General features: G+C 39.4%; 20 protein-coding genes. 4 read left to right on the forward strand and 16 right to left on the reverse strand.

Annotated features, from left to right (window positions below):
• Positions 1 to 40: 40 nt before the first annotated feature.
• The 6 genes from B7E07_RS12400 to B7E07_RS12425 all read right to left on the reverse strand — a co-directional run bounded on the left by B7E07_RS12400 (position 41) and on the right by B7E07_RS12425 (position 2,992).
• Entirely contained in the window at positions 41 to 247 is a 207-nt protein-coding gene (locus tag B7E07_RS12400; protein ID WP_080846159.1) for a hypothetical protein, read from the reverse strand.
• A gap of 146 nt (positions 248 to 393) precedes the next feature.
• Positions 394 to 1,479: a tetratricopeptide repeat-containing glycosyltransferase family 2 protein gene (locus B7E07_RS12405; protein WP_080846160.1), complete on the reverse strand. Its 1,086-nt coding sequence runs from the start codon at positions 1,477 to 1,479 to the stop codon at positions 394 to 396.
• Complete coding sequence (locus tag B7E07_RS12410; protein ID WP_080846161.1) at positions 1,466 to 1,750, reverse strand: hypothetical protein; 285 nt, start codon at positions 1,748 to 1,750, stop codon at positions 1,466 to 1,468. The genes B7E07_RS12405 and B7E07_RS12410 overlap by 14 nt, the downstream gene beginning before the upstream one ends.
• Positions 1,751 to 1,782: 32 nt before the next feature.
• Positions 1,783 to 2,133, reverse strand: coding sequence for a DMT family transporter (locus B7E07_RS12415; protein WP_080846162.1), 351 nt, complete (start codon positions 2,131 to 2,133; stop codon positions 1,783 to 1,785).
• Between the two features lie 12 nt (positions 2,134 to 2,145).
• A complete protein-coding gene (locus tag B7E07_RS12420) occupies positions 2,146 to 2,469 on the reverse strand; it encodes a DMT family transporter (protein ID WP_080846163.1) in 324 nt (107 codons plus the stop codon).
• Between the two features lie 22 nt (positions 2,470 to 2,491).
• The gene (locus B7E07_RS12425; protein ID WP_257391545.1) at positions 2,492 to 2,992 is read right to left on the reverse strand and encodes a M15 family metallopeptidase; all 501 of its coding nucleotides are present in this window, start codon (positions 2,990 to 2,992) and stop codon (positions 2,492 to 2,494) included.
• Between the two features lie 176 nt (positions 2,993 to 3,168).
• On the opposite strand from B7E07_RS12425, the gene B7E07_RS12430 reads away from it, so the two are divergent.
• The gene (locus B7E07_RS12430) at positions 3,169 to 3,345 is read left to right on the forward strand and encodes a CsbD family protein (RefSeq protein ID WP_080846165.1); all 177 of its coding nucleotides are present in this window, start codon (positions 3,169 to 3,171) and stop codon (positions 3,343 to 3,345) included.
• A gap of 865 nt (positions 3,346 to 4,210) precedes the next feature.
• Here B7E07_RS12430 and B7E07_RS12435 read toward each other — a convergent pair.
• The 3 genes from B7E07_RS12435 to B7E07_RS12445 all read right to left on the reverse strand — a co-directional run bounded on the left by B7E07_RS12435 (position 4,211) and on the right by B7E07_RS12445 (position 8,317).
• Complete coding sequence (locus tag B7E07_RS12435) at positions 4,211 to 5,548, reverse strand: GGDEF domain-containing protein (RefSeq protein ID WP_080846166.1); 1,338 nt, start codon at positions 5,546 to 5,548, stop codon at positions 4,211 to 4,213.
• A 271-nt stretch (positions 5,549 to 5,819) separates the two neighbouring features.
• The gene (locus B7E07_RS12440) at positions 5,820 to 6,755 is read right to left on the reverse strand and encodes a LysM peptidoglycan-binding domain-containing protein (RefSeq protein ID WP_373886053.1); all 936 of its coding nucleotides are present in this window, start codon (positions 6,753 to 6,755) and stop codon (positions 5,820 to 5,822) included.
• A 578-nt stretch (positions 6,756 to 7,333) separates the two neighbouring features.
• Complete coding sequence (locus tag B7E07_RS12445) at positions 7,334 to 8,317, reverse strand: LLM class flavin-dependent oxidoreductase (protein WP_080846168.1); 984 nt, start codon at positions 8,315 to 8,317, stop codon at positions 7,334 to 7,336.
• Between the two features lie 700 nt (positions 8,318 to 9,017).
• Here B7E07_RS12445 and B7E07_RS23770 point away from each other — a divergent pair.
• Positions 9,018 to 9,323: a hypothetical protein gene (locus tag B7E07_RS23770; protein ID WP_176215194.1), complete on the forward strand. Its 306-nt coding sequence runs from the start codon at positions 9,018 to 9,020 to the stop codon at positions 9,321 to 9,323.
• A gap of 37 nt (positions 9,324 to 9,360) precedes the next feature.
• Positions 9,361 to 9,567, forward strand: a complete 207-nt coding sequence (locus tag B7E07_RS12455) for a hypothetical protein (protein ID WP_080846169.1) — start codon at positions 9,361 to 9,363, stop codon at positions 9,565 to 9,567.
• A 46-nt stretch (positions 9,568 to 9,613) separates the two neighbouring features.
• Here B7E07_RS12455 and selB read toward each other — a convergent pair whose 3' ends face one another.
• The 4 genes from selB to B7E07_RS12475 all read right to left on the reverse strand — a co-directional run bounded on the left by selB (position 9,614) and on the right by B7E07_RS12475 (position 14,139).
• Entirely contained in the window at positions 9,614 to 11,497 is a 1,884-nt protein-coding gene (gene selB / locus B7E07_RS12460; protein WP_080846170.1) for a selenocysteine-specific translation elongation factor, read from the reverse strand.
• A gap of 30 nt (positions 11,498 to 11,527) precedes the next feature.
• Complete coding sequence (locus tag B7E07_RS12465; RefSeq protein WP_257391546.1) at positions 11,528 to 12,298, reverse strand: acetate and sugar kinases/Hsc70/actin family protein; 771 nt, start codon at positions 12,296 to 12,298, stop codon at positions 11,528 to 11,530.
• Positions 12,299 to 12,303: 5 nt separating this feature from the next.
• The gene (locus B7E07_RS12470) at positions 12,304 to 13,026 is read right to left on the reverse strand and encodes a YwaF family protein (protein WP_080846172.1); all 723 of its coding nucleotides are present in this window, start codon (positions 13,024 to 13,026) and stop codon (positions 12,304 to 12,306) included.
• 210 nt (positions 13,027 to 13,236) lie between these two features.
• On the reverse strand, positions 13,237 to 14,139 hold the full coding sequence (locus B7E07_RS12475) for an acetamidase/formamidase family protein (protein ID WP_080846173.1): 903 nt from the start codon (positions 14,137 to 14,139) through the stop codon (positions 13,237 to 13,239).
• A 124-nt stretch (positions 14,140 to 14,263) separates the two neighbouring features.
• Here B7E07_RS12475 and B7E07_RS12480 point away from each other — a divergent pair, with 124 nt between their 5' ends.
• Complete coding sequence (locus tag B7E07_RS12480; protein WP_080846174.1) at positions 14,264 to 14,899, forward strand: cupin domain-containing protein; 636 nt, start codon at positions 14,264 to 14,266, stop codon at positions 14,897 to 14,899.
• Positions 14,900 to 14,983: 84 nt separating this feature from the next.
• Here the strand turns inward: B7E07_RS12480 and B7E07_RS12485 are convergent, their stop codons facing one another.
• The 3 genes from B7E07_RS12485 to B7E07_RS12495 form a co-directional block, all read right to left on the reverse strand.
• The gene (locus B7E07_RS12485) at positions 14,984 to 15,727 is read right to left on the reverse strand and encodes an SDR family NAD(P)-dependent oxidoreductase (RefSeq protein WP_080846175.1); all 744 of its coding nucleotides are present in this window, start codon (positions 15,725 to 15,727) and stop codon (positions 14,984 to 14,986) included.
• Between the two features lie 214 nt (positions 15,728 to 15,941).
• Positions 15,942 to 16,157 (reverse strand): hypothetical protein, encoded by a 216-nt coding sequence (locus B7E07_RS12490; protein WP_080846176.1) that lies wholly within the window; start codon positions 16,155 to 16,157, stop codon positions 15,942 to 15,944.
• 396 nt (positions 16,158 to 16,553) lie between these two features.
• Positions 16,554 to 18,479, reverse strand: coding sequence for an endonuclease MutS2 (locus tag B7E07_RS12495; RefSeq protein WP_080846177.1), 1,926 nt, complete (start codon positions 18,477 to 18,479; stop codon positions 16,554 to 16,556).
• Positions 18,480 to 18,856: the final 377 nt, after the last annotated feature.

The following is an 18,856-nucleotide window of genomic DNA, read 5'->3' on the forward strand; positions in this document are numbered from 1 at the left end:
GTTTGAGCACTTGCTGAACCGAAAGATTGGAATAGGACGTTTAAAGCACAAATGGCAGAATAACGACGATTAATCCTGCCATTATGAATATCGTTCCAAATATTCTCGATAAAAGAGTTTCATCCCCTGTAACACCATTCCATAAAACAAGATTGATCAGAAATAATGCTTTTTTCTTAAACACCAGCAAACCGATAATCATGATAAAAACCCCTAATAAGAACGTTAATACCGCTTCATAAGGCATGAACGTTACCCTCCATTCAAAATTACTTATGTAAAATTATGTAACTACGTATACGAATCACATTGGAAAGGGTTTCAAACAAATCGAATAAAAAAAGAAAGGAATATAATGCAAAAAGCGAGATGGATGTTCCCATTCTCGCCATGTTACGTATGTTTATTTTTCATCTGGAGCTTATCCTTAAAATAACGCTGATTGGCAAGCAGCCTTTCATCATTTGGCTGGCAGGCTAGACCATGTTGGTTATGTTCATTTGCTTTTTCAGTATCACCAAGCTTGTCATAGCAGACGGCCAGCTGCAGATGCGGCAGCCATGTTGAAAAGGAAGGATTGTAAAAAGGTGCACTAGAACCATCTTTATTTGCTAAAGCCTGCTCATACCAATAGGCTGCGGATTGAAAATCTTCTTTTTCCATAAATGAAAAACCAAGTCTGCAGCATGCCTCTGCACGCGGGGATGTAAGGATGAGCGTATGTAAAACAGCTCCTATCGCTTCCTCCGTTTTTCCAAGCTGATAAAAACAGTCTGATAGCTTATAACAGGCACGGAGATTATCCTCCAGCCAGCCCTTTTTCGTTGATAAGAACTGCTGATAATACTCAATCGCCTTTTCAGCCTGACCATGGTCAACAAGTTCATTTGCATAATAAAATAAATCTCTTGGTGTAAAATCAATCTTTTCATCCAGCATTCTTTCATAAATTCTTATATTACGATCTGCATCATGTGATAGCGGCAAATGACAAATAGCTATTTCACTTTCATATAAATTTCCGTTTACGGCTAAATATTCATGAACCGCCCCAACCCACTTAAAGCCTTTTTCACTCTTTACTAGCCGATACCGTCTTAAACTGGAGGTTGGATGATTTTCTGAATCAAATGCAAGGTGATACAGCATAGAAACCGCATCAATTTCTGAATTCAATGTTTGACAAAGCTTTTGAAACTGTCCCTGATCAGCCTCTTTGATGACATCATCTGCATCAAGCCATAAAATATAATCAGCGCTCGCCTGTGCAAATGAATAATTCCTTGCAGCCGCAAAATCATCAATCCATTCAAAATCAAATACTTGTTTTGTATATTTTGAACAAATTTCTTTTGTCTGATCAGTTGATCCAGTGTCAACAATGATAATCTCATCCACAAGGTCACTTACAGATTGCAAACAGCGTTCAATGACAGCTTCTTCGTTTTTCACAATCATACACAAACTAATGGATTTCAAAAACATTCCCCCATTGATGTGAGAATTTCCTGTATTTAAGGTGATTACGCTGTTTTTTCAAAAATGGAATTCCCCTTTTCAGCCCTTCTGTAAACATCATGGTTCCTGTCATACTCACAAGAATGCTTGAAAAAACAGCTTCAAAGGCATAATAAACAGCCGTGCCCACGCCCATTTCCAAGATTAAAAAGTGTTTAACATCAGAAAAAGGAATGACCACAAATAGTACATCGCTATTTTTTGACATGTTTTCAGCAGCATCCTTTGCCATTTTTCTCTACCATATGAGCTGTTGCGGTTGTCTTATTCCACTTCTTTTGCTGCTGTCTGGGCCTGTGATGTTCCTGTATTTAAAAGAGCGATGCCGCCGATCACCAGACAAACACCGGCTGCCTTTAGCACACTAATGCCCTCATCAAACAGTAAAATGCCAATGACGACCGTTAAGGCTGTGCCTACTCCAGACCAAGTCGCATAGGCAACGGATAAACTCATTGTTTTTAGTGCGAAGCTTAGAAGCAGGAACGCTAAAAGAAATCCAGCTGCCACACCGATTGTTGGCAGGAGGTTGGTGAAACCATCAGACAGCTTCAGCATCGTTGTCGCAAAAGCTTCAAAAATAATGGAGCCTGCCAAATAATACATTCCCTTCATACCTTCCACCTCCTATTTTGATACATTCATAAGCACGAGTCCTACAACAAGAAGTGCAATCCCCATTACTGCTTTTTTGTTTAAACGATCTTTAAAGAAAAGAACACCAATATAAACCGTTAAAATCGTTCCAAGTCCGCTCCACATGGCATAAACCAGTCCTAACGGCAGTGACTGCAATGTAAGAGATAAGAAATAAAAGGCTGCTCCATATCCTAGAATGAGTCCAATTACAGGACCAATACGTTTAAAGCCCTGTGATAACTTTAGCATCGTTGAACCAAATACCTCTGCCAGAATGGCAGCAATTAATAATAAATAAGCAGTAACAATCATGCTGACGCTCCTTCCTCTTGGATTATTCAGGCGGCCGTTTGCCTCGCTGCAATTCAGAAATAGACAAGCCAAAGGTCATCTGGAAATGAGGATAGTCTTTAAAATTCCGCCAATCTCCACCCCAAGCAAAACCTAAATCCTTCGCAATGCTAACAACCTCATCCCAATCTGGCACACCATTGCCATTTCCGTCATATTCCATATCCCAAACCACTTGACCATCTATTGTCATAAGAGCGAAATCAATCGCTAACCCATAATTATGATACGATTCACCGCCTCTTGCGTTTGTAACAATATTTCCTTCTGTTGAACGACCTTGCTCATAAAGCTGATTTTGCTCTTCAAAACTGCGGAAATCGGCTGTAATTACAATTTGAATGCCTTGCTCGGCTGCTAAACTCATCAATTCATCTCTTTTTAAAGCGACTGCTGGATGCAATCCGTCGGGAAGCGGCACATCCTCTTTAGGCACGCTGCTATATTGATAGATTAATAAGCCAACCGTAAATAGAATAAGCATAACTACTAAAAACCTGAACATTTTTGCTATCTTCAAAAGTCGTGATTCCTCCTAGCTCGTCATCGCTGTATTAAATTGTACCAAACAATAGACGTGCAAAAATAGAGAAAGGTTCCGTTTAAAAGAAAAAACAGATGGGAATAGAATAGTATACAAATGAAGAGGAGGAATTCGACATGAATAAACATCAACATGAAGGCAATAAAGATCAACTAAAAGGCGAACTAAAACGCGTATACGGAAAAGCAACCGACAATGAGAAAAAAGAGGCAGAAGGAAACATGGACAAAGCCAAAGGAAAGCTTCAAGAAACATGGGGCGACGCGAAGGAAGCTTTTAAGGATAAAAAATAATCGGATGCTGGCCAAAAACCTTCACTACAGGGTTCATGAGGCTGGGACAAAATGAAATTAATCTTTTAAAAAACGAATACAAAATATCTTGGTTTGGGTATTTAAGCAAGTCCGTTCCATTGCGCTGCGGACCCTCGCTTTCCGCGGGGAGCAAGCTGAGCCTCCTCGTCACTCCGTTCCTGCGGGGTCTCACCCTTTGCTCTACAGCCCGCAGGAGTCGAGGGTCCTCCGCTCCATTTCACTCATGTTAATAAAATATATTTTTAAAAATACCGAATGATTAGAAAGGTGACTTCCTAACCATTCGGTTCTTTGAGTGTGTTAAATACTTATATCAGCCTCTTTTTTATTCGTTTTTTTTATATAAAGTAAAATAAACGAAGGATTCTCTTCTCATATGTTCATAGATGATGGTCAGCAGCGTGATCTCACGAATAAAGGTCCACAGTGCAGGTGAAACAGACCTGTTTCAATGCCTAAACTGAACCACGGTATTGCCAAACGTTACTTTTTGTCTCCCCTGCGTTTGTTGTACTCTCTGCATCCCCACATATCGACAAATCTGACGAGAAAATAGTCAGAAAATGCAGATTTTTTTGTTGTTTCAGTCCTTCAGGATGGAGGTATTATGATAGTACAAGCCATTCATTACTCCTGAAAGGATGATATTCATGAAAATTAGAGCTGGAAGCTGGAGACTATTAAGTGATCAGGATAAACAATTTATTTTGGAAGCCGTTTGCTGGAAAAGCAGATGGAGGAAATAAACTCTTGCCTACCTCGGTGCTATCCTGCTGTTGTACCTAAACCGAAAAAGGACTGATGTAAGCAGCCTAATGAAAGGAATCGATCCTTTTTCGGTAATCTAGCGAATTGCAGCACCTTTATAAGAATACATCTCTGCATCCGCCTTGTTTAACAGTGTATTTAAATCAGCGTTTTTAATGGAGTTTTCATATGCAAAGCCTATACTGGCTGATGCGTGAATATCAGCTGAAAACCCACCTCTATCATTTAAAACCATTTGAATGATGTTCTTTCTTTCCAAAGCTTCCTTTTCTTCAATCTCCGTCATTAATATGACAAACTCATCTCCTCCCAGTCTGCATAATAAATCGGTAATTTTGAGCTGAGCTTGGATTTTTTTCGTGATATGTTTTAATAACTGATCTCCTGCTTCATGTCCATATGTATCATTAATTTGTTTAAAACCGTCCATATCTAAAAAAAGCAAGGCAAGTCCGCCTGAAAGATCTGTCCTATTTCGATCAAAAAACTGTTTTAGCAAATAGCGGTTCGCGGCCCCTGTTAAAGGATCATAATAAGCGAGCTTTCTCATCTGGTCTTCTAGTGTCTTCTCCTTTGTGATATTGATCAGAATTCCATCCCATACCCCATTTTTAGATGAGTGATTCACACGGCATTGAAGCCAGGTCAATTCATTAAATTCGTCTACGATCCGAAAATCGAAATCCTCCAGGGAATTATTCTTTAAATCGTCCAGTTTTTTTTGAACAAAGAACCGATCTTTTTCATAAACCCTTTTAAATAAATCCTCATTAAACAAATCATACGTATTGACAGCACCTGTTTCCCGGCTCGTTGCCAGAATGACGCCATTATTTGCATTACAGGACCATGTAGATACCTTGGTTTGATGTAAGAGATAAGTAAGCTGCTCTTCCTTTTCCTTCACTTGTCCCAAGAGCTTTCGATTGGATAAGATAAACGCAGCCAAGCAGGCTGTTAAAATTACACCAAAAAGAAAAAAGTAAGGAAAATCGATCAGGTCCACACCGGCAAAAATAGTGTCTCTAAAACGGATCACACTATAAAAAGTCACAATTAGAGAAAGCGATCCTGCTGTTAAAACAGCATCCATTCTCTGATAAATCGCACTTAATGGAATGCAGAGCCACATAAAAAAGAAATTAACGAGATAAGGAGAATCCTCGAGCAGAAAAATAAAATAGCCATAAGCCAAGAAAATAATGACATACATTGTGATTACTGGTTTCACCAAGAGGTTTTTCCAAATAAAAAATGCAAGAATACTAGCAAATACTATAAAAAGGAATGCTGGCGGGAAGATACTTTGAACTCCCTCTATGTACATATTTATTCCTGCCTGGATAAAATAAAATAGAATAATAAACAGAAAAGCGAAAATATTGCGTGTATGTATTACATTTTGATCCATCATGAAAAATCCATCCCATGTTTGTTATATCCATATTTTATCATTTACACAGCCAGGATGACACTTTTTATAATGATAAAAATATAGGTATAAAGACATAAGGAATCCCCTATTTTTTGAAGGAGGATGATTAAATATAATCTGTAAGAATGGATTTCACCTATTGTTTAAAAACATATATTAACAAATAAAAAACCGAATGATTAGAAAGTGTTGCTTACTAACCATTCGGATGTATCACTAGGCTGAATATTTAAGCCCAGTTTTCTGTGTATTAAAATGGTGTTTTTGCACCGAGATAACGGGATTTCCAATAAGAAGATTGAAGACTTGCAATCGTCACACCTGTTGATGAACCAGCATGAATAAATTCATTGTTGCCCAGATAGATGCCAGCATGTGAGGGACCTGATTTATACGTTTCAAAGAAAACTAAGTCCCCAACCTTTGGTGAAGAAACAGTCTTCGTTCCCGCCCAAATGGTTTCAACAGTTCTTGGAATCGTAACGCCAGCTTTTAAGAAAGAATAATGAATAAATCCGCTGCAATCAAATCCAGCTGGAGATGTTCCTCCCCATACATATGGCACACCAATATGCTTTTTCGCTTCGGCAATGATTTGTGAAACTTTCGAAACCTCTCCATTTTGCTGAGAAGACTTAATGTTCAGAACTTGACCAACGTAGATCGTATCAGCAGTCATATTGTTCATTGCTTTAAGACTTCCTACAGTTAACCCATGAAGAGTTGCAATATTCCACAGAGTATCCCCTGATTTCACCGTATATGTTACTGCACCTGTGTTTACACTTGGGCTTGAAGCTGCGCCAGTCAGCTTTAATGTTTGGCCAACATAAATGGTAGTAGAAGTTAATTGGTTATCATTCATTAATTGCTGAAGAGTAAGACCATTTTTTGCTGCAATCGACCAAAGGCTATCACCAGATTTAACAGTATAGACAGTACCGCTGCTCTCTTGGCTGTCTGGGTCCACCAGTGATAACGTTTGTCCTGGATATATAGTAGCATTGGATAACTGATTCCAAGATATTAAGTTTTGAACAGAGACTTGCTGTGAAACAGAGATTTTCCAAAGTGTATCCCCTGCTGAAACTTTATAGTTTTTTTCACTTGCACTGGCTTGTCCGCCAAATCCCGCAAATACAAAACCAGCTGTAGCTGCAATGGTTAAAAGCTGCTTCTTCATCATGTTTCCTCCTAAAGTCCTTTTTGATAGCTTAATGTTATTTCAAAATCAAGCTTGAACTCTATGAGAAAAATGTGGTTTTAATGGTAAAAATCATATGAAAGTCTAAAAATATCTATTCATGCTACTAAATACCACAACATATGAGAATATAGACCTATAAAACAAAAATAGAGCATGAAATCAAATGACAAATGGAGGGTTATTTATGAATTATTTACTGCTTGGAATTTCTGGTAAATGGGGTAAAAGAGAGATAAAGACTTAAAAAAATTTCATCATTAAAGAAGTAAGCTTTTAATCTGCTGTTTTTCTCATATGCAGTATAAACGAGTTGTTCCATTGCGCTGCGGACTCTCGCTTTCCGATGGGAGGAAGCTGAGCCTCCTCGGCACGCCTGCGGGGTCTCACCTTTTCCTCTATTTCCCTCAGGAGTCGAGTGTCCTCCGCTCCATTTCACGCGTTTTAAGAAGTATGTAAAGACATTGAAAAAACCTAAAACAAGTCCATAGACAAAATATGAAATACTTCGAATACCTTTTCTTGAAACACATAAACACGTGTCTCAAATAACAGACTCATCAAAACAGCTCTGCTACTAGTTCGTAGCTCTTCAATTTTTCTTCGAAGGAATAAACATTGCAAATAATCATAAATTCTTCTGTTTGATACAGTTCGCTTAAGTCTAAGAGTTGTTCTCGAACTTTGTCTTTTGTTCCGATCATCATTCGTTTTCTGTTTTCCTTTATAATCGAATAATCTTCAGGTGTAAGCACTTTTTTCCTTGCTTCTTCTGGGCTTAAAATTTGCGTACTTTCACCTTTTGCGATCGATAATAACCACATGTCTTGGCTTAATGCCATTTCTTCAGCTTCCTCTTGTGTATTTGCACAAATAACAAAAATACATATATTAGCCTGAGGTTTTTTCAGACGCGGTGATGGCTGAAAATGTTTGTAATAATACTCTGTGGCTCTTTTCCCATTTACTGGCGAAATAAAATGACCAAATGTAAAGGCTGTTCCATATTCTGCTGCGAGCCTTGCTCCTCGATGAGTAATACCAAGCAGCCACAGATCAGGCACAGTTTTGCTAAGCGGATATGCTACTACTTCTTCGTTATTTCCCTTTTCCTGCATCTGCAAGTAATGCTGCAGATCTCTTAGTTGACGTGGAAATTCATTCAGGCTTTTTCGTATACCGTCCGTTAACGCCAGCCTCGTTTCTGCGTTTCCTCCTGGAGAACGGCCGATCCCCAGATCAATGCGTCCCGGATATAAGGACTCTAGTATCTTAAAATTTTCTGCCACTTTGAAAGGACTATATTGCGGAAGCAAAACCCCTCCAGAACCAATTTTGATCTTTTTTGTATGTGCAGCTAAGTGCGCAATCAGGATTTCAGGCGAAGTACCTGCAATCCCGTCTGAATTATGATGCTCCGCTACCCAAAATCGCACATAACCTAGTTTTTCTGTTAACTGTGCCAATGCTGTTGTATTTTGCAGTGCTTCTTGTGGTGTACTGCCGCTGCTTATGACTGATTGATCCAAAACACTTAACTTCATGCCACTCCTCTTTTCTTAAAAGAAGGCTGTTTTCGCAAACTTTGTTGCTTTTACATTAATGTACAAAGATTTCCACTTCAGAGTACTCGCTTTCCGGCGGGGCAGGTGCTGAGCCTCCTCGTCGCTACGCTCCTGTGGGGTCTCAGCTCCCCACTCGTCCCGCAGGAGTCTCGCACTCTTTCGTTTCAATCAAACAGACATAATACTAAATGCCCCTTTACAGAGTGTTTATTAAACAACAGTCACTAAGAAAAGAGCCTAAAAAATGTAAAAGAAGATTGCTTGTTAAAAAGACCTTCTTATATATAAATTTTCAATTATGGTTACAATGTGCTGAAGTACTAGTTTTCCACAAATAAGATTACTTTTAATCTGGTGCGTAGTTGTTTTTGTGTTTCTTTTATCATCTAATAAACAATATTAGTTGTAAAATATATTGTCTGTGAAATAGGAATACAGAAAAGAAGCTAGGACATGAGTAGTTAACACGACCATAGAACCGAATGGTTAGCAGTTCATCTTTCTAATCATTCGGTTTTTCATTTGTTATATTTAATATATCTTTTTCACACATGAGTGAAATGAAACGGACTTCTTTTAAAAACGGAAATAACATTTTCAGATAATCAGAAACCTTTTTAGTTCGTAAACCGTAAAGTAAGGTAAGAATATTGTACAGTTCTAATCAAAGGAGGATATTATGTTTACAACCATTTTTTTCACCGTTGTCATATCGATTCCAGTATACGGTTTGCTTATTTGGATGTATTTGGAACCTGAAGAAAGCATGTTAGCTGGGAAACGGTGGATGTATCAAGAAGAACCTGAAGTATCAGATTCAGCGATTCGCTATACGAAGTTTTTATCAGTGACCACAATGATTGGGCTTCCTTTCTTAATCATTAGTGCTATTTTAGAGATACCCGTTTTAAGATTCGTTTACGTCATATTTCCAGTTGTCATCCTGTTAGGAGCATTAAAGATATTTACAGATCAGCAAGATTAACAAATGTTGAAAGTATATTAGGAAGGGTGTACTTAAAATGAAGAAGAAAACGTCCCAATGGAGATTGAGTCAAGCAGCGCTAATGGTATTGATCGGCAGTATCATTGGAAGTTCACTTGTTAGTCCTAGCCTAACCTATGTATTGGGAGCCTTATCAGGTTCACTGCTGCTGGTGATGATTAACGTTGTGTATGTACTATATAAAAAGAGAGCCGCAGCGAAAAAAACAGATGAAAGATATTAGTTGAAGCACAATGAAAAAGCTGGAGACATATTCCCCAGCTCAGGTGCTATTCCCTTTTCCAGACTCGTTTATTTTCTTCCCGATAAGTCATTCCCAATGCATCAAGTCGCTCCAGAAATGGAATCATATATTTTCGGGAAAGACCAAGAATTTCTTTCGCTTCTCCCACATCAAAAACATTAGCTGTTTGTTGTTTAAGCTTTTCAACAGCAGCTCTGAAATGGTTTCCATGCCAGTAGAAAACATCATCCAATGCGACCACTTCCCCTGTATCCTGCAGAAACTTCTTTACGTCTCCCTGTAAATTCTCCGGCAATCCTGCATCAGTATAATAGTCATTAAAATACGAAACCTGCATTCCATCCTTTTGCAATGCCAGCAGCATATTTTCTGTCCGCTTTTGCCAGTTCGATGGCACATGAGGCGTAAAATGCTGATGGCGAATAAATTGGCCATTGCGGATAAAAAGCCCTATTTCTTCTCCTTTGTTTATGACAAATTCAAGTAATGCTTTCGGATATTGATTTTGCAGAGACTGCAGCAGTTCTGCCTTTTTCAATCCTTGTTTTAATGGATGTAACTGATGATAATCATTCAGCTGATCGTAGACTTCTTCCTCAATAAGCAGCTGTAGTTTTTTTAAGGTGAAATCACTCTTATTCACCTGAACAAAAGGCTCGTTTTGAAGGATCTCTTTTATCGTTCCCTCATCTAAAGAAGTTTTCAGAACGAGCTCGCCTACAGACAAACTTTTCTCTTCTGTTAATAGATCAATGACCCGTTCTTCCGGAGTGCCCATTTTTTTCTTATCCAGTTCTTCAATGGTGTTTAATCCAAAACGATATTTACGGCCATTCGGATCAATGACCCAACCGCCTCCAATCGTTTCTTGCGGACTTGGCCTTCTCAGAATAAAGCGGTCTCCTCTTTTGGCCACAATCTCTTCATCCAGTCGAAGCTGACAAAGAATTTCCTCATGATCTTCTGTCAGATCATTTCGATCAAAAAAGACAATCCTGCCCATTACTTCTGAGGTGCCAATATGACATTTAATCGGCATCCGCTGTTTCACCATATACTCTAAATCGTCCACAACTTTTATGCTTACATCAATCGTGCGCGTGACGGCGAAATGCTCAGATGATACAAGAACATCTCCCCGCTTCATTTCATCTTTTGAAGCTCCTGCCAGATTAATTGCCACCCTTTGACCTGCAAATGCTAGAGATGCTTGCTTATGATGGACCTGCAGCTGCCGGGCACGAACCTCTAATCCCCTTGGCAAAATGGTTAGGGCTTGTCCTTCTTCTATTGCTCCTTCATAAACCGTTCCCCGGACAACAGTTCCTTGTCCCTTCACAGAAAACACCTGATCAATCGGCAGACGAAATTCACCTTTTACATCTCGAGTGTCCTGCTCCTTCAGCTTGCTGATAATCTCTTCTTTCAACTCTGTAATGCCCCTTAAAGATAAGCTATCCGTCAGCATGAAAGGAGCATCTTCAAAGACAGTACCGACTAGCTCTTCTTTAATATCTTCTTGTACAAGCTGTATAAATTCTTCCTCAACCCGATCACTTTTTGTGATCGCAACAATGCCTTGTTTAATGCCAAGAAAACCTAATATTTCAAGATGCTCTTTTGTCTGCGGCATTACACCTTCATCTGCGGCGACAACGAGCACAACAAGATCAATGCCCGCTACACCAGCGATCATTTGCCGGATAAAACGCTCATGACCTGGAACATCAATAACAGAAATTTGTAGTTCATCGTCCTCATATAAAGGAGCAAAGCCAAGCTCAATTGAAATCTGTCTTTCTTTTTCCTCTTTTAGCCGGTCTGTATCCACATTTGTTAATGCCTTCGTTAACGTTGTTTTTCCATGATCAATATGTCCTGCCATTCCAATTGTAAAAAACCTCTTCAATGCTGCCACCTGCTTACCAATATGTAGAGTTTAAGAATACAATGCACCAATCGCACCGCTGTATTCCCCATTTTCAATGAATGTACAATCAAAATCAAACATTTTTGCATACATTTTTAGCTGTTTTTGCAATGCACGATTCAAAGCACCAGCACCTATAAACGCCATCGGAAGCTTCTGCTGTGATGAACCAGCCATCACCAGCAAATAAATCGTCTCAGCGATCATATTGACAAGTGCAGCCATTTTCACTTCATCACTAATCGTATCTGTAAAGGCTGCTTTAGCAAAATTACTTGCTGATAATTCACCTAAAAGCGGGGCTTCATCTTGACCATAAACATCCTTGACTAACAGATCCGCTTCTGTTCGATCGCCTTCTAGAGCAAGCTCAATCAGCTGTTCATATGAAGCTTTTCCAGTTAATAGCCGACCTAAACCAAGAAAGGTGCCGCCCCCCATTGCCGTACCTGAAACTCGGACTGCTTTCCCTTTTTCCACTCGCAGGATTGAAGTTCCTGTTCCGATATTGATCAAAAGAAATGGTTCATGTAATGTATGCAGTATTTTTGCGCCGGAAGCTGCAGCAGTAAATTCATCTAGTACGGCAGCCTGAGGGAAATATTTGTTCTTCAGCACACCGGCTCCCCCTCCTGTCAAAACCACTTCAGCATGAGGAGAAATCATCTTCATCCAGTTAAAAAGAGAAGCTGCTTCTTGAATAGGATATCTTTTATAGTGAAGGTTTCCTTTCTCTTCATAGGCCAATTTGATAAAAGTTGCACCGGCATCGATCCCCATCTTATTCACGAATGATCCCTCGCCTTCTGTTGTAATACATAAAAAGGAAGCAAAATGGCAGTGAAGAAAATCAAAGCTGCTGCCTCCAAAACAAGAATATACCACGGATAGGGACCAAAATAATCGAGCAATGATCCGTTCGATGGCTTATAGGATAAAAACATATAATTCCCGCCTGTCAGTTTGTTCGCATAGTAGGCGAATGCTGCACAAATATTTAAAAAGATAAACGATTGAAACAAGCCTTTCTTAGTTGGCTTATATTTTAAAACAAAGATAAAGTAAAAGCTTGTTAAGATAATAAAAATATGGGTGATAAAAAATTGAAAATAGCGAAAGTGCGGATAGCCTAAAAACAGCTCAGGTGTTAACACAGCCATTAAGGCACCCGCTACACCAAGAAAATAGACATATTGAAAGATCACCTTTATTTTTGTAAGGTGTAAAATTAAACATAGTATCAGGCTGATCGAACACAGCTGAAGCGGAAGAGCGATTGAGCTCTCCCACTGATTTGTTGAATACAGCCAATAATGATAGCCGGCTTCAAGTGTAAATAATATAAAAAAGAAAGAAAGCCTGATTCCTATATCATATTTTCTGAGTGTTGTACGAAAAAAATATAGTCCTATTATGCCTGCTATTAAGAATAACACCATCATGATATGCGAAGCCGAATAGGCTATAAAAGGATATGTATCATACTGATTCCCAAATATACCGTCCATTCTAATGACCCCTTAATCTATTAGCTTTTGTATAGTATATTGGATACATCTCCTTCATTTCCTGCATCATCTGCACATTGTTTTTTGACTGTTTAGAATCTGTCACGAAACAGTCATAACACGTTCACAGATTTATTCAAGTATGCTGCGGTCTTACCTAATAATGACACAATCAGAGCCGCAAATCTTGTTTACATAATAATATTATGATCAAACTAAGCTAATTTTTAATTGTTCAAGGAGCCATTTTGGCACATTTATACGAACAGTCATTAATGGATCTACGATTTGGCAAACCTCGACTTGGGCTGCGGCACTCAACAGCATGACGGTTTCGCTCATGCTCTTGCCGGATTGTGCAGAAATGACATCCGCCATCATTTCGGTTCCAAGCTTTGCAGCTTCATCCAGCGTGTTAGCAGATACAATTAATGAAAAAACATCTTCATTTTCTAGAAGAGGAAATGAGAATTTGGCATTATTGACGACTTCTAACGTAACCGTTGCTTTACCCGCTACTTCAATTCCGGATACACTTACCTCTCCATCCCCCATTGCTGCATGAAAATCTCCAAGTGCGAATAATGCTCCTTCTGCAAACACGGGAAAATAAAGAGTCGCTCCCTCAGTGATCATTTTATTATCCATATTGCCGCCATGAGCACCAGGTGTTCCGCAGTTTACTCCACCTTCTGCAGGAGCCACGCCGATTACGCCAATCATCTTATTTAAAGGAATTTGAATCTCATCAAATTGCACATGATCATCCTTAATGGGAAGGATTTTCGCCTCCATCTTTTCTAAGCGATGTCCAAGCACACCTAAATCGGGACCCGTCAGCATAACTCCCTGACTGCTGATTTCTAATTTGTCGATCTTCACCTTCAGCATATCTCCCGGCTGTGCTCCTTCAACAAAAATTGGACCTGTCGCCGGATTGATGCGGTCCCAATCCAGTTCAGAGATGGGTGTATCCTCTGAGGTAATTTGATCCTCAAAACAATCATATGTTTCAATCGTTACAGTTTCTCCTGATTTTACCGTTAATACAGGTGAATTTTGTTTATTAAACTCATAGATTAAGTGATTTTCTCTCGTTAATGAATGCATCATACATCCTCCTATTGACAAAATATTTTTACATTTATTTTACCGTAAAATTGGGTACTTGCACAGAAAGTCGTCTTTACTCATACATTAAACACGAAAAATAGGGATAGAAAGATAGGTGCAATTAATGGTTTCTTATATGGATTATACCTCTCCTCAAACAAAATTCAGTTTTGACATGAATAAAAGCCGGCTGTTTACAAAGGATCAGAACAATTACATTAATGTGTTAGGTACGGCGCAGCTTAATACATTGGAGAATATGTCTTTACTTGATATTTTCTTAAGCCAAACCAATGTCATAGAGCCTCATATTCATCAAAACGCTGCCGAACTCGTTTATTGTATTTCTGGCTCTGCGATCGTTTCGATGCTGAATCCTTTTACGAAACAAATTCAGAATTATAGAATTACCCCTGGAAAAGTCGCCAATGTCCCGCAAGGCTGGTGGCATTATGAAGTTGCAGAAGTGGATCATACTCATCTCTTGGCCATCTTTGATGCGCCAACACCAGAATTTGTGTTAGGATCCGATTTATTAAGACTGACACCAGCTCATATTATGGCACATACGTATTGCCTGGATGAAAATCAATGGAAAAACACAGTCGCCCCCATTAAGGAATCAACCATTATTGGTCCTCCTAAGCATTGTAACCAGCGTGAAACAGTGCAGCAGCCTGCTCATACCTCACATGCACAAATGCACCAGCAGCCATATCAGCAGCACTATTATCCGCAGTATTACAGAGGATTCTATTAAATCATAAATAACTGCCGGATCCCGTTAATCGTGTATACAAGAAAAGGATGCTCCTGTATGAGGAACATCCTTGTTATTTCGGTTTTATAGTGCCCAGCGGCCGCCATCAATAATATGGTCTTGACCTGTAATATAAGAAGATTCATCAGATGCAAGGAACAGCGCAAGCTTCGCCATCTCTTCCGGTTCTCCCAGCCTGCCAATTGGCACCTGGTTGCTTAGGAAATCAATGATATCTTCAGATAAGCCATCTAACAATGGAGTATTAAAGATTCCTGGATTTACAGAGTTAACGCGAATCCCTTTATCTACATACTCGATTGCAGCCTGCTTTGTCAGCATGACCATCGCACCTTTAGAGACGATATAGGCACCAGAGCCTTTTGTCACACGATAACCGCCGATGGATCCTGTATTGACGATTGAGCCGCCTCCATTATCAAGCATCATTTTGATCCCTTCCTGCATGACCAAAAACGCACCTCTTACATTTACACCAAACACCTTGTCCCACTGATCAAGCGGATATTCATGGAGCGGTGTTTCGGTCTGTCCCGTGATTCCTGCGTTATTGCAAAGGACATCCAAGCGGCCAAACACTCTCTTGCATTCTTCAAAAATAGCAGCCACTTGTTCTGGATCACTGACATCTGCTTTAAACGTATGAAGCTCTCCGCTGACGGTACTTTTTAACTCTTCAACCTTATCACTCACGTCAACGGCAAGAATTCTTGCACCTTCCTTGCTGAACTCTTCAGCCATTGCTTTCCCGAATCCAGACGCAGCGCCAGTGATTACTGTTACTTTTCCTTCTAGTCTCTTACTCATTGTTAAGCCTCCTCAAGGTTTTAGCTTAATCATGATGTAAAAATTCTTCGAAGTTAATAGGGACAATCTCCCTACATTCATCATACTACTTTTTTGTAGATGAGATTTCAAATATTGTGAACTTTTTAGCAATATTAAACCTAGCTTGTTTATGCATCGAATGAATAGAGTAATAGAATTATGAACAAAAAAAAAGACCTTCTCGCAGAGGTCTTCAATCTTCACCATTTTCACATGTAACCTGAGACAAGAAACCATCTTTTTCTAAGACAACCTCTCCTACCTCATCAAAGTTATCAAAACAATCTTCAATAATGGCTTGATTTGTTACATGGTTTTGATAAATTTTAGTAAACAGGATTCCAGCTACTGTAAAAATGGTGATACTGCCGATGATGGCGATCAGAAGATTTCGTTTTTTATGGGTCAACGCTTCTCCCTCCTTATTTGCTTTTATTCTAACATTTAGAATATTGTTTTCATACCTGTGCGTTCTTAATGGGTCAATTATAAGGTGTTAGAATAAAGTGAGTATGCAATTGCGCAAGTGGATCTTCCTAAATTCTAAAAATAAACGGAAAAATTCCTTTTATTCTGGGAAATTACACTATTTCCTGCAAAATAAGAGGATTTTTTCCGACTATTAGTGGAAAATCTTAAGATTTTGCTATAAATTCAGCTGATAACCGGAAATTCTCCGCTTATTTTTGCTATTTTTTCCTCTAAATGGACATTAACCGGAATTCTTCCGCTTAAATTTTCCGATGCCGTCACGAAAGGTCAACAGCCGCTAATAGCAGACTGCACTTCAAGACTTTTTTTGCTACTATTCCTCCCCCTCCAGCCACACATCCTCCACATGCTTTTTCTTCTGCTGATGGCTGACTTTGCGGTACTCCTTTGATTTGAAAATAATATCAAAATCGTAATCTTCAGGATACAGCTCCTCAGCTCTTATATATAGCTTTAGTCTTTTCTGGTTAATGGAACGCTTTTCTTTTTGCACCTGAACAATATACTGCCCCCCAGCATCTGGCCCCTTATAGATGATGCCGAGTTCATCGGTTTCTGTTAGTTTCACATTGTCACCCATTTTAAAAGCTGGCAATTGTACTTTTTGTGGCTTCGGTGACTCAGACGTTTGCCGCGCATATTTATTGATGACAATCTGTTTTTCATATTGAGCTTCTGTTAAGTTTTGTTCATTGGTATAACTGTGAGATTGTTTGTATGTTAAAAGGTGTGCTTTTTCAATCAGCTGCGGATGGAGTCCAAGCTTGTTGGCGATCTGAAATGCCTGACTTCTTCCGCTCTGTCCCAATAAAAGGCGATACGTCGGCTGCAATGTTTCAAGATCAAACTCCATCGTGGCATTTATAAAACCTTCAGAAGCATCCGCAAACTCCTTCATCTCACTATAATGTGTCGTTGCAAGTAAGGTTGCTCCTTTTTTGTAGAGCTGCTCTAGAATCACGATCGCCAGAGCCATGCCTTCACCTGGATCTGTACCAGAACCTAATTCGTCAAGGAGTACAAGTGAACGATCATTTGTATTTTGTAAAATCTCAATAATGTTGACCAACCGAGAACTAAATGTACTTAGATTCTGCTCAATGCTCTGCCCGTCACCGATATCGACGAAAATATGCTGAAACAGGCTGATCCGGCTACCTTCTTTTGCTGGAATTGGCAGGCCGCTTTGTGCCATCAGAGTTAGGAGACCGATTGTTTTCAATGTAACCGTCTTACCGCCAGTATTTGGCCCTGTAATGACTAATGCATGATGTGATTCACCAAAGATTAGCGACAAGGGCACGGCTTTTTCACCAAGCATGGGATGACGTGCTTCTTTAAGATCAATGGTGAAGTCTTCTGTTAAAATCGGTGCTGCACATTTCATTTTGCGGCTATATTGTGCTTTAGCAAATAACACATCATAATGATGCATCGTTTCAATCGCAATTCGTATTGTCTGCTCATAGGAAAGCAATTTTTCGGTCAGCTCATATAGAATTCGTTCTGTTTCCTGCTCTTCAGCAATGGCTAAAAGTTCAATTTCTGATTGAATACTGCCCAGTTCAGCTGGCTCAATAAATAAAGTAGCACCTGAAGCTGATGTATCCAGCACCTGCCCTTGAACTTTGGAGCGATATTCTCTTTTAACCGAAAGCGCGAGCCTCCCATTTCTTTCTGCAATCAAGGTATCCTGCAGCATGTTCGCAAATCGCTTCGATTTGACAAGCTGGTGTGCTTTATCTTTAATTTTATCCTTTAGAATTGCTAGCTGCCTCCGCAAATAGGCCAAATCGCTTGAAGCATAATCATCCACCTGTGAGTGGCGGATCACTCTCTGTATTTCGTCTTCCAATTCTTTCACTTCTGGAATTGTCATCGCATACAAACTCACATGAGGAGCGGCATATTCTTTATCCTTCATAAACTGTTTAAGCTTCGTGCAATGCTGTAAAAACGAAAGAATAAACGTAAACTGATCGGCACGTATATACAAACCTTTCTTTGCCTGCTCCAAATAAAGCTGCATTTCATCTAGTGTATGAATCGGAACAGAGCTGGAAATATTCAAAATCCTGACCCCTTCTTCCACCTCACGAAGCTGCTGTTCAATTTGGCGTTTATGGTGCATGGGCACAGTAGCACGAACTGTATTTTTGCCAAGAGTGGTTTTCGCATATGAAGCGATCTCTTCAAGAATGTCGTAATATCCTAATACATCAAATGTTTGCTGATTCAATTTTTGTTCCTCCTTAAGTGTTGATTGCAGCCCAAAAAATAAAAAAAGCCGCCATGAACAACAAGTTCATGACGGCATGATGTAGGGTAATTTATCTGGCAATGTTTGCGGTAATCTTATGCATCAGAAAGAGATAGAAATGCTACATTCCTCCAAAAAATGCACACAAAAAAACTACAGCAAACACGCCATAGCTTCGTTACCCGTTCTCTATGCTATGAAGTGTGTTCTTAACTTCCTTGAAAAGCGCATACTGAATAAACAGGCATTCTCCTGTTTTTTTACGCATTCAAGGCCGTATCCAGTTAACGGTTAGTTAAGAACATTCACACTCATAAAATAATCTCCTTTAAAAGGGCTGCAATTTATATAGTAAG

It is taken from the genome of Cytobacillus gottheilii (assembly GCF_900166665.1).
GTDB lineage: Bacteria > Bacillota > Bacilli > Bacillales > Cytobacillaceae > Cytobacillus > Cytobacillus gottheilii_A.